9 protein-coding genes are annotated in these 10,284 nt (G+C 63.7%); 1 reads left to right on the top strand and 8 read right to left on the bottom strand.

Annotation, left to right across the window (positions count from 1 at the left end):
• The 8 genes from IVB29_RS22220 to ugpB all read right to left on the bottom strand — a co-directional run.
• Nucleotides 1-952, bottom strand: a 952-nt coding sequence (locus IVB29_RS22220) for an ABC transporter ATP-binding protein (RefSeq protein WP_247505526.1), incomplete at its 3' end; no start/stop codon positions are given.
• A gap of 94 nt (nucleotides 953-1,046) precedes the next feature.
• Complete coding sequence (locus IVB29_RS22215) at nucleotides 1,047-1,946, bottom strand: ABC transporter permease (RefSeq protein WP_247505525.1); 900 nt, start codon at nucleotides 1,944-1,946, stop codon at nucleotides 1,047-1,049.
• A gap of 3 nt (nucleotides 1,947-1,949) precedes the next feature.
• Entirely contained in the window at nucleotides 1,950-2,963 is a 1,014-nt protein-coding gene (locus IVB29_RS22210) for an ABC transporter permease (protein WP_247505524.1), read from the bottom strand.
• Nucleotides 2,964-3,176: 213 nt separating this feature from the next.
• Complete coding sequence (locus tag IVB29_RS22205; RefSeq protein ID WP_247505523.1) at nucleotides 3,177-4,799, bottom strand: ABC transporter substrate-binding protein; 1,623 nt, start codon at nucleotides 4,797-4,799, stop codon at nucleotides 3,177-3,179.
• A 232-nt stretch (nucleotides 4,800-5,031) separates the two neighbouring features.
• Nucleotides 5,032-6,024, bottom strand: coding sequence for an aminoglycoside 3'-phosphotransferase/choline kinase family protein (locus IVB29_RS22200; protein WP_247505522.1), 993 nt, complete (start codon nucleotides 6,022-6,024; stop codon nucleotides 5,032-5,034).
• A 12-nt stretch (nucleotides 6,025-6,036) separates the two neighbouring features.
• A complete protein-coding gene (locus IVB29_RS22195) occupies nucleotides 6,037-6,312 on the bottom strand; it encodes a protealysin inhibitor emfourin (protein WP_247505521.1) in 276 nt (91 codons plus the stop codon).
• A 120-nt stretch (nucleotides 6,313-6,432) separates the two neighbouring features.
• Nucleotides 6,433-7,464, bottom strand: a complete 1,032-nt coding sequence (locus IVB29_RS22190; protein ID WP_247505520.1) for a M4 family metallopeptidase — start codon at nucleotides 7,462-7,464, stop codon at nucleotides 6,433-6,435.
• A 294-nt stretch (nucleotides 7,465-7,758) separates the two neighbouring features.
• Nucleotides 7,759-9,099: a sn-glycerol-3-phosphate ABC transporter substrate-binding protein UgpB gene (gene ugpB / locus IVB29_RS22185; protein ID WP_247505519.1), complete on the bottom strand. Its 1,341-nt coding sequence runs from the start codon at nucleotides 9,097-9,099 to the stop codon at nucleotides 7,759-7,761.
• A gap of 189 nt (nucleotides 9,100-9,288) precedes the next feature.
• On the opposite strand from ugpB, the gene IVB29_RS22180 reads away from it, so the two are divergent.
• Complete coding sequence (locus IVB29_RS22180; protein ID WP_247505518.1) at nucleotides 9,289-10,284, top strand: TRAP transporter substrate-binding protein; 996 nt, start codon at nucleotides 9,289-9,291, stop codon at nucleotides 10,282-10,284.

Below are 10,284 nucleotides of genomic sequence, written 5' to 3'. Positions count from 1 at the left end.
GGGGGGGGGGGGGGGGGGGACTCTCCGCGCGCACGGTGCTGGGAGAGTCCCCCTCACCCGCCGCGCTGCGCGCGTCGGCCTCTCCCCGCGTGCGGGGAGAGGCGAAGGATGCCGCTGCACTTGCATCCTCCTCCGGCAACAGATCCCGCAGGCTCACACCAAGCCGCGGCGTCGCGCGCATCAGCTTTTTCGTATAGGGGTGCTGCGGGTTGGCGAAGATGTCGGCGGCCTTGGCGGTCTCGACCACCCGGCCCTTTTCCATCACGACGACACGGTCGCAATAGGCGGCAGCCAAACCGAGATCATGCGTGATCAGGATGGTCGACATCGCCTTGCGCCTGGTCAGCTCGACGATCAGGTCCATCACCGCCTTCTGCGTGGTGACGTCGAGGCCGGTGGTCGGCTCGTCCGCGATCAGCAGTTGCGGATTGCAGGCCAGCGCGAGCGCGATGACGACGCGCTGGCACATGCCGCCCGACAGTTCGAACGGATAGGCGTGATAGCGCTCGCGCGGGCGGGCGATCTTGACCTGCTCCAGCGCCTCGATCGCCTTTTCGCCGCGGTCCGAAACCATGGCTTGCTGCACATGGGTGCGCAGCACGTCCTCGATCTGGTCGCCCACTTTCCGGATCGGGTTCAGCGCCGCGCGCGGGTTCTGGAAGATCATCGAGACTTCGCGGCCGCGCAGATCGCGCATCTGGTCTTCAGTCGCGGCCTTGACGTCGATGCCCGAGAACATCACCGAGCCCTCGGCGATCCGCCCGGCGCGGTCGAGGATGCGCATCACCGCGTAGGACGTCACCGACTTGCCGGAGCCGGACTCGCCGACGATGGCGAGCGTCTCGCCCTTGGCGACGGAGATGTTGACGTGCTGCACGGCTTTCACGATGCCGCGGCGGGTGGTGAATTCGACGGTGAGATCCTGGACGTCGAGCAGCGGCTGGGCGGTCATGCGGGCCTCCCGTCACTCAAAAGGTCGAAAACAACCCCATGCACAGTAGAGATGGCATTGGAATCGCTGGAGATTTTTTGTGGAGGATTGGCCATCACGTCCTCCGCTGGGGGTCGACGATGTCGCGGAGGCCGTCGCCGAGGAGGTTGAAGCAGAACACGGCGATCATCAGCGCGAGGCCCGGAAATAGCGCGATCCACCATTCGCCGGAGACCATGAAGCCCGCGCCTTCCGCGACCATGATGCCCCATTCGGCGGTCGGCGGTCGGACGCCGAGGCCGATGAAGGAGAGGCCGGCGGCATTGAGGATGGCGTAGCCCATGGTCAGCGACATCTGCACGATCATGATCGGCATGATGTTCGGCAGAATGTGCACCAGCAGGATGCGGAATTCGCCATTGCCGGACAGACGCGCGGCCTGCACGAAGCCGGCATTGCGGCGGACATTGGCCTCGGCGCGAGCGACGCGGGCATAGAGCGGGAAGTTCACGATCGCGGTCGCGAGAATGATGTTCTGCACGGTGTTGCCCAGCGCGGCGACGATGCCCATGGCGAGCACGAACAGCGGAAACGCCATGATGGTGTCGGCGATGCGGCCGACGATGCGATCGGTCCAGCCGCCGAAGTAACCGGCCGCAATGCCGGCGAGCCCGCCCATCAAAAACACCAGCACGACGGAGGCGACCGCGATGAAGGTATCGAGCCGTGTCGCCACCACGACGCGGCTAAAGATGTCCCGACCGAGCTGGTCAGTGCCGAACCAGTGCGCCATCGACGGCGGCTTCAGCGACGCGGCGGTGTCGGACGCCAGCGGATCGTACGGCACCACATAGGGACCGAAGATCGCGGCCAGCAGAATCACGATCAGCAGGGCGAAGGAAAAGCCCGTGACCTTGTTCTCGCCGAGAACGTAACGGGTCTGTTCGAGGAGCGCGACCAGTCCCGACGTACGCGCGGGACCAGCGGGTTCAACAGCAGGTGCAACGGAGCTCATGGTTCAGCCCTCAAGCCTGACGCGTGGATCGATCACGCCGTAGAGAATGTCGATCACGAGATTGAGCAGCACGTACATCACCGCCATGGTCAGCACGAAGCCTTGCACCGGCGCGAAGTCCGACGAGATCAGTGCTTCCACCGCGTAGGAGCCGATGCCGGGCCAGGCGAACACTTTCTCGACCAGCACGTTGGCACCCAACAGGAACGAGAACACCATGCTGAGCGTGGTGATGACAGGCAGCATCGCGTTGCGAAACGCGTAGGTGACGATGACGGTCGCCGGCGACAGGCCGCTGGCGCGGGCGGTGCGCACGAACTCCGACGACAGCACCGCGAGCATCGAGGCGCGCGTCATGCGCGCGATCGGCGCCAGCGAGAAGATCGCAAGCGTCGTCGCGGGCAGGATGAGCTGGCTCGCCGCCGAACGAAACGCCTCGAGGTCGCGCGCGATCAGCGTGTCGATCAGATAGAACCCGGTGACCGTCGGCGGCGCGCTGTAGAATACGTCGAGCCGGCCGAGTGGTGCGGGCGACCAGCCGAGCTGGAAATAGAAGACATAAACCAGCACGAGCCCGGTGAAGAACACGGGTAACGACACGCCGGCTGTCGTCGTCACCCGACATAAATGATCGACCCATGATCCCGGCCGCGTTGCCGCCAGCACGCCGAGCGGAATGGCGATGACGACGGAGACGATGAGGCCGAGCAGCGTGAGTTCGGCGGAGGCCGGCAGGCGGTTGCGGATCTCGGCCGCGACCGGCTGTCCCGTAGTCAGCGAGTTGCCGAAATCGCCGTGGGCGAGGTCGTTGGTGTAGCGGAAGAACTGCTCGATCAGCGGCTTGTCGAGGCCGAGCTTCTTGCGGATCTGCTCGACGGCTTCCTTGGTTGCCGCGGGCCCTGCGAAGTACGCGGCGGGGTCGCCGGGGAGCGCGCGCGTCAGCAGGAAGGTGACGATGACGACGCCGATGAGCGACGGGATCGCGAACATCAGGCGCTTGCCGATCATGGTCAGCATGGGGATGTCCTCTCGCGCTTCGCTTTGAAATGAGATCGCGCAACGCGCTCCGCTGCGTTCCCTCCCCCCTTGTGGGGGAGGGTTAGGGAGGGGGGTGGCTCCGGGAGAGGTCTGAGGTTGTGGCTGCCCCTCTCCCCAACCCTCCCCCACAAGGGGGGAGGGAGCCTGAAAAGCGTGCTCACCTCACTCCGAAGGACAGCGCCCGCCATCCCCTCACCCCTTCGCCATCGCGCGATAATCGAGGCGGCGGTGGAACCAGTATTGGTAGCCGCTGATGTTCTTCTGCATCGCGACGTTGACGAACGGCTGGTACAGCGGGATGCGCGGGATGTCGCTGTAGGCGAGATCGACAAAGCCTTTCACGTCGGTGTCGTAGGTCGCGGTATCGCCGGTCGCAGCGGCGGTGCGGGCGCCGTCAATCAGCTTGTCCATCTCGGCCGACTTGTAGCTCATGGTGTTGAAGACGGAATTGTTGCCGTGATAGCACCAGTAGAAGAAGTATTCGGGGTAATCGAGCCAGCCCGAGAACACGTTGGTGAAGAGCGGCATCTCCTTCTTGTTCAGCTCGGTGCGCCAGTTGGCGCCGGGCACCTTGTTGATGGTGGTCTTGATGCCGATCTGGGCGAGGCTCTCCTGCACCAGCACGCAGAGCGGCTCGTTGACGCCCGCGAAATTCAGGTCGAACGAGATCGTGGTCTCGAAGCCGCCCGCGAGGCCGGCCTCGGCCATCAGCGCCTTCGCCTTCTCGATGTCGGTGTTGTATTTGTGCGGCTGCGGCCACGCGACTTCGGTCGGCTTGTCCTTGGCGGCGCCGAACATCGGGTTCGCCAGCCCGAACATCACGGCGTCCATGATCTTCTGATAGGGGATCGCGTAGGCGACCGCCTGACGCACTTTTGGATTGTCGAACGGCGGCTTGGTGACGTTCATGCCGATGTACTGGATGCCGTTGGAGAACGGCAGCGACACCACGTTGAGCTTGCCGCTCGCCTTCATCTCCTGGAAATCCTTGAACGGCAGTTCGTAGGAGATATCGGCGTCGCCACGCTCGAGCAGGGCGCGACGGTTGCCGGCCTGCGGCACCATGCGCCAGATCACGCGCTTGATCTTCGGCAGCGGGCCGCCGACCCAATCCTCGTTGCGCTCCATCACCACTTCGGTGCCGGCGGTCCACTTCGTCACCTTGTAGGCGCCGGAGCCCGCGGTCTGCTGCTTTGTATACTCGAGACCCCACGGGTCCTTCTCGCTGGCGTTCTTCTTCACCAGCTCGGAGTTGATGATGCACGGCACGATCACGGCGAGATCGGGGACCGTGAGCCGGTCCTTCTTCGCGAAGTCGACCCGCACCGTGTTGTCGTCGATCACGACGAACTGCTCGGGTTTCGTCAGCGAGCCCGCGCTCATCTGGAAGGTCGGGAAGCCGCCGACGGTGACGGCGCGGTCGAGCGACCACTTCACGTCCTTGGCGGTGACGGGCGCGCCGTCGTGGAATTTGGCGTTCTTCTTCAGCTTGAAGGTGACCGACATGTCGTCGATCTTCATGTCGTCGGCGAGCTCGCCCTTGAACTTGTCGCGGTCGTAATAGGGCACGCCGCCGGGGCCGCTCTTCATCTCATGGCTGATCAACCGGTCGTAGCAGTTCCACGACACCTCATAGCCGGGCACGTTGGTGCCGACGCCGTGGATGTCGAGATTGTTGGGGCCGCCTTCCGAGACGATCAGCAGCGTCTCCGAGCGCGCGTCGGCCTGGGCCGAGGAGATCACGGAGGGCATGGCCGGAAGCGCCGCGCCAGCGGCCAATCCGGAAACGGACTTGAGGAAATCGCGGCGCTTCATGAAACTGCTCCAACGCAAAAGTTTCTGGTTGGAACAGGGATTCGCAAGGTTCGTGCCAAAGCTTAATGGTAGCTTAGGAGCTGCCTAAGTCGTTGTTGGACAAAAGATAACTGCAATCCAGGGCGCCGATCATCTGTTGGTGCCATCACCAAAATTGCATACAAAGACAGAATTATGCTTCAAAATTAGGCTGAAAAACTGGCGCTGTTGATTTGAGCAGAGCGTTGACGCCTCAGCCCGGCCAGATCAGCTCCTGCAATTCGACGAGATCGTCGGCCTGCTGCTGCCAGCCCTCGATGCAGATATGGCTGTTGAGATCGCTGGCGTGGTGCAGCAGCATCAGGGCCATCAGGCGCCGCCTGAGCGCATGGTCCGGCTTCGTATAGCCAAAGCCTTCGAGCAGGCTGCGGACGCGGCCGGGCCGGCCCGCCGCCATGAAGGCGCTGGGGCCGAGCAGATCATAGTCGCGCCATCCCGCCCGCACATCGCCGAAATCGAACAGGCCTTTGAGCGACCATTCGCCGTCATCGCAGGCGAGCAGGAAATTCTCCGGAATGTATTCGCCGGTCAGGATCACCGGCGGCGCATCCATCGGAATGAGACCGGTCGCCGCCTCGCGCAGGAGATCGTCGAGCCCTCCAAGGAATTTCGGCGCAAGGCCGAGACGCTCGTGCCTGGCGCGGCAGCCCTGCATCTGGGCGCGCATGAATGCATCCCAGCGCGGTTCGATGCTCGCGAGCGGACCGAGGGGCGCACGCTGCACGGAAGCGATGGTCTCGCCGACCTGGCGCAGCACACGTTCCTTCTGGTCCTCCGGCAGGGACGGCCAGGCCTCCGAGCCGAGCGTGCCCGTGAGGCGCGTGATGACGAGATAGGGCCAGCCGTCGCGCACCCCTTCGGCGACGATCTCGGGGATCGGCAGGGGAAGCCGGCCGGCGAGCTGCGTCAGCGAGCCGCGCTCGGAGACGAATTGCGCACGGAGCAGCGGCGGGAATATCTTCAGGATCAGGCTTTCGCCGAGGCCGACGACGAGATTGGTTCCGGTCGAAAACACATGCGGCGAACCGACATCGAGGCCATGGCTGCGCGCGATGTCGAGTGCGACCGGCAGCCATCGCGCCCGGTCGGCACGCAAGGCGCGGTAGGCTGTGAGGCTCGTCGACGCGGACGGTCCCCAAGCCCCTGCCGAACAGGCACCGGCGGAATCCGGCAGCGTCTCATCCATCACAGCGTCAACCTATTCCAACACATCCTTGACGCTGTTCTTAATGGTCGAGGGGACCGCATGCTCGGGGACTTCGATCGTCGTGGCGCCGCGCGTGATCCGGTAACTGAACGAATCGGCCTGGCCGGGATGCGCGGCAAGACCTTTGTTCGGATCGGCAAACAACGATTCCACCGTCTTCTGATCGGCGGCCGACAGATCCGACAACGCCACTTCACCGCGGCTTTTGAGGTGAGGGCCGCCGAAGCCGGCGAACCCTCCGACGCGCTCGATCTTCAAGCGATCCACGCCTTCTTCCTTTCATAACGCGCCTGGAGCCTCGTTCCGATGGGATCGGAACGGACTCCAGATTCTTGTTTTGACGCGTTTTCTTGACGCGAACCGGTATCCACTTCGCTCGAAAACGCTTTAAAGCCCGACCTTCTTCCATCCCGTATCAACGGCGGCCATGACGGCGGCGTTGCCAGGATACAACGTGTGGGCACCCTGCCGGGTCCTCGCCGCAAACGCCTTCATCGTCATGTTCGGCGTCGGCCCGAAACCGGTGAGCGAATTGTACCACACCTGCCCGATCTTGGCCCAACTGTATCCGCCAAGCGTCGTGCACGCCGTGCAGAAGGCGAGGTTCGGCGGCCCGCTGGAATAATGCGGGTCCATGCCGGGCGTGATTTGCGAATATTGGGTCGGCTGCGGCGCAAGGCAGTGCTTGGCTGCGGGATTGGCCATGTCGCGCAGGCAGGTGAAGCCTTGCTTCTTGGCGGCCGGACCCATGATGTCCTTGCCGATCAGCCAGTCGGCCTTCTTGACGTCCTGCTTGGCCTCCCACTGCCGGAACATCGAGCCGAAACAGTCGGAGATGCTTTCGTTGAGGCCGCCGGCATCGCCGCTATAGGCGAGCTGAAGGCTGTGCTGGGTCACGCCATGGGTCAGCTCATGGCCGATGACGTCGTTGCCTTTGGTGAAGTCGACGAAGATGCTGCCATCGCCGTCGCCATAGACCATCTGCGAGCCGTTCCACATCGCGTTGTTGTACTTCTCGCCGAAATGGACCGACGACATCATGGTCATGCCGTGATCGTCGATCGAATTGCGATTGAAGACCTGCTGGTAGAACTTCGCCACCTTCGTGGTCTGGTTGAAGGTGCGCTTGACGGAGCCGTCCGAGGACGTCTTCGGCTTCGGGACGGGCGTGCCCGGCAGCGTCTGCGTGTGCTTGCAATCGTACACGGTGACGGACGGCGCCGCGGCCAGCGTGATCATACCGCCGGCACGCGCCGCGGCCACGCTGGTCAATTTCGCAGCCTGGTTGCGCAATTCGCGCAGCTCATGGCTGATCTGGACCGTGTCGACCAGCTGCTTGCGCAACGGAGCGGACAGCTTCTTGTCCTGTGAGAGCCTGGTCAGAACGTCGTTCGGGATGATGCAACATGTGCAGGGCATTGAGAATCTCCACTACAGCTTTGTTGAAAATGGATGGGTCAAACAACCCCGGGATTATTCCTGCCGGCGAGCGGCAGGCGTCGGCGCCGGCCTGGCGTCACGCCTTCGAGACTATCGCAGGTGGGCGGCCCATTGCGTGTGAACTCGCACACACTTCGGGGTTGTGCGATGTCCGGCCGCAGTCGCGGGTGCAGCAAGCGGCCGGCGCTAAAGCGCGATGAGCTATCGCGCTTTAGGTTGTTGTTTAGGCATGATCCTATCGGAAAACCGCTTCACACTTTTCCGGATCATGCGCTATCGCTCAGGACTGGCGCGCTCGAACTGGCGCAGCAGCTTGTTGCCGCGCTCGACGGCGGCATCGAGCGCGGCTTGCGCGCTCTTCTGACCGGCGAAGGCATGCTCGAGCTCGTCCTCGATCGCGCCGCGGATCAATACGAAGGAGCCGAGCCGGATGCCCTTCGAATTCTCCGTCGGCGGATGCAGCGTGATCTCCTCGAACGAGATCGCCGAGCCCGGATTGCGCTCGTAAAAGCCCTGCGCGCGCGTCAGCTCGAAGGCGGCGCGGGTCACAGGCAGATATCCGGTGTTCTGGTGCCAGGCCGCCTGCACGCCGGGCTGCGACAGGTAGGCGAAGAACCGCGCCACGCCCTTGTACTCCTCGCGCGGCCGGTCGCGCAGCACCCACAGCGTGGCGCCGCCGATGAACGAGTTCTGCGGCGCGTCCTTCACGTCGGGCCAGTACGGCATCATGCCGTAGCCGATGTCGAACTTCGAATTCGCCTTGATGTCGGCGCGCGTCGCCGAGGAGCCGATGAAGATGCCGCATTCGCCGTTCTGGAAGCGCGGCTCGGCGGACTGCCCGCGGCCGCTATAGTCGAACAGCTTTGTCCTTTGCCACTCGGCAAGCTGGGCGACGTGCTTGACGATAACAGGATTGTTGATGGTCAATTCCGCATCAAGGCCGGCAAAACCATTCGCGCGCGTGGCCAGCGGCAGATTGTGAAAGGCCGAAAAATTCTCGATGTGGATCCAGGACGGCCATGACGTGGTGAAGCCGCACACAGCGCCGCGGTCGCGCAAGCGTTTTGCAGCGGCACCAAGCTCGGGCCAGGTCTTCGGCGGCGTCTCGGGATCGAGGCCCGCGTCGCGGAACATGGTCTTGTTGTAGTAGAGGATCGGCGTCGACGAATTGAACGGGAACGACAGCAGATTGCCGGCCGCGTCGGTGTAATAGCCGGAGACGGCGGGAAGGTAATCGTTGAGCGAGAACGGCTCGCCCATGTCGCGCATCAGGCTGAAGACCGGATAGATCGCGCCCTTGGCCGCGGTCATGGTCGCGGTGGCGACCTCGTTGACCTGGACGATCGCGGGCTGGCTGCGCGAGCGGAAGGCGAAGATCGCGGCCGTCACGGTCTCGGTGTAGTTGCCCTTGTAGGTGGGCACGATGCGGTAATCGGATTGCGCGGCGTTGAAATCGGAGGTGAGTTTTTCGAGCTGCTTGCCGAGCTCGCCGGACATGGCGTGCCACAGCGCGATATCGGTGGCCGCGCGCGCCTGCGCGGTGAGCGTGAGGGCCGCGGCGGCGGCAACGATTTGCAAAAAGCGCAATGCTGAAATCACGATGGCTCTTTCCATCCCGCGCGGCAAAAAGGCGGCTGCATCCTGCTTACGGCGCGGCCTTTGCAGTTTCAACCGGGAATGAGGGCGAGAGGCCACGCACAATCACCCCGCGGGCCCCGCACGGGATGGCCTTCCCTTAACCATCTGCTAGATTGCATTGAACCTTTTGCTCCCGTCATAGACTCCACCACTGAGGGGTTGAGTGTGCCAGTGTTGAACCGTGCCGAACTCTCGCGGGCCGGGGTGGTTTTTGTCGCGCTTCTGCTCGCCATCTGCGCGACGAGCGCCGTTGCGCGCGAGTTTCGCGCCGCCGACACCCAGACCGAGGATTACCCGACCGTGCAGGCGCTGCGCTACATGGGCGCGCTGATCAATGAGCGCACCGGCGGCCGGCACGAGCTCAAGGTGTTCCACTCCCGCCAGCTCGGTGAGGAAAAGGAGACCATCGAGCAGACCCGGGTCGGCGCGATCGACCTCAACCGGACCAATGTCGCGCTGATCGGCAACTTCGTCCCGGCGATGAAGGTGCTGGCGATGCCGTTCCTGTTCCGATCCATCGAGCACATGCAGAAGGTGCTGGACGGGCCTGTTGGCAGCGAGATCCTGGACAGTTTCGAGCCCTACGGCTTCGTCGGACTCGCCTTCTACGATTCCGGCGCGCGCTCGATCTACAACGGCGTCCGCCCCGTCAGCAGCGTCGCTGATCTCCGGGGCCTGCGGATCCGGGTGCAGCAATCGGAGTTGATGAGCGAGATGATCCGCGCGCTCGGCGCCGAGCCGGTCGAGATGCCCTATGGGCAGGTGCTCACCGGGCTTGCCAATCATCTGATCGACGGCGCCGAAAACAACTGGCCATCTTTCGTGACCACGGACCATTACAAACATGCCGGCTACCTCGCGCTCACCGAGCACACGATGAGCCCCGAAGTGCTGGTGATCTCGCTGAAGGCCTGGAAAAGCCTCTCGGCCGACGACCAGCAGACTTTCCGCGAGGCCGCGCTTCGCTCCAGCCGATTCATGCGCGAGAAATGGCGCGACCTCGAGGAGCAGTCGCAGCTTAAAGCGCGCGCGGCCGGCGTCACCATCGTCAAGGATATCGACCGCAAGCCGTTCGAGGACGCGATGGCTGCGATCTACGCCAAGGCCGGACGCGATCCCACCGCGGCCGCGCTGATCGAACGCATTCGCAAGGTGGAGTGA

Origin of the sequence: Bradyrhizobium sp. 1 (genome assembly GCF_023073315.1) — a bacterium.
Classification (GTDB): domain Bacteria; phylum Pseudomonadota; class Alphaproteobacteria; order Rhizobiales; family Xanthobacteraceae; genus Bradyrhizobium.
This window is presented reverse-complemented; position numbering and strand designations above follow the sequence as displayed.

Bases quoted from the DNA above. Each gene is read 5' to 3' on its own strand.
- IVB29_RS22215 (WP_247505525.1), bottom strand. From the start codon at position 1,946: ATGAGCTCCGTTGCACCTGCTGTTGAACCCGCTGGTCCCGCGCGTACG.
- IVB29_RS22210 (WP_247505524.1), bottom strand. From the start codon at position 2,963: ATGCTGACCATGATCGGCAAGCGCCTGATGTTCGCGATCCCGTCGCTC.
- IVB29_RS22205 (WP_247505523.1), bottom strand. From the start codon at position 4,799: ATGAAGCGCCGCGATTTCCTCAAGTCCGTTTCCGGATTGGCCGCTGGC.
- IVB29_RS22200 (WP_247505522.1), bottom strand. From the start codon at position 6,024: ATGGATGAGACGCTGCCGGATTCCGCCGGTGCCTGTTCGGCAGGGGCT.
- IVB29_RS22190 (WP_247505520.1), bottom strand. From the start codon at position 7,464: ATGCCCTGCACATGTTGCATCATCCCGAACGACGTTCTGACCAGGCTC.
- ugpB (WP_247505519.1), bottom strand. From the start codon at position 9,099: ATGGAAAGAGCCATCGTGATTTCAGCATTGCGCTTTTTGCAAATCGTT.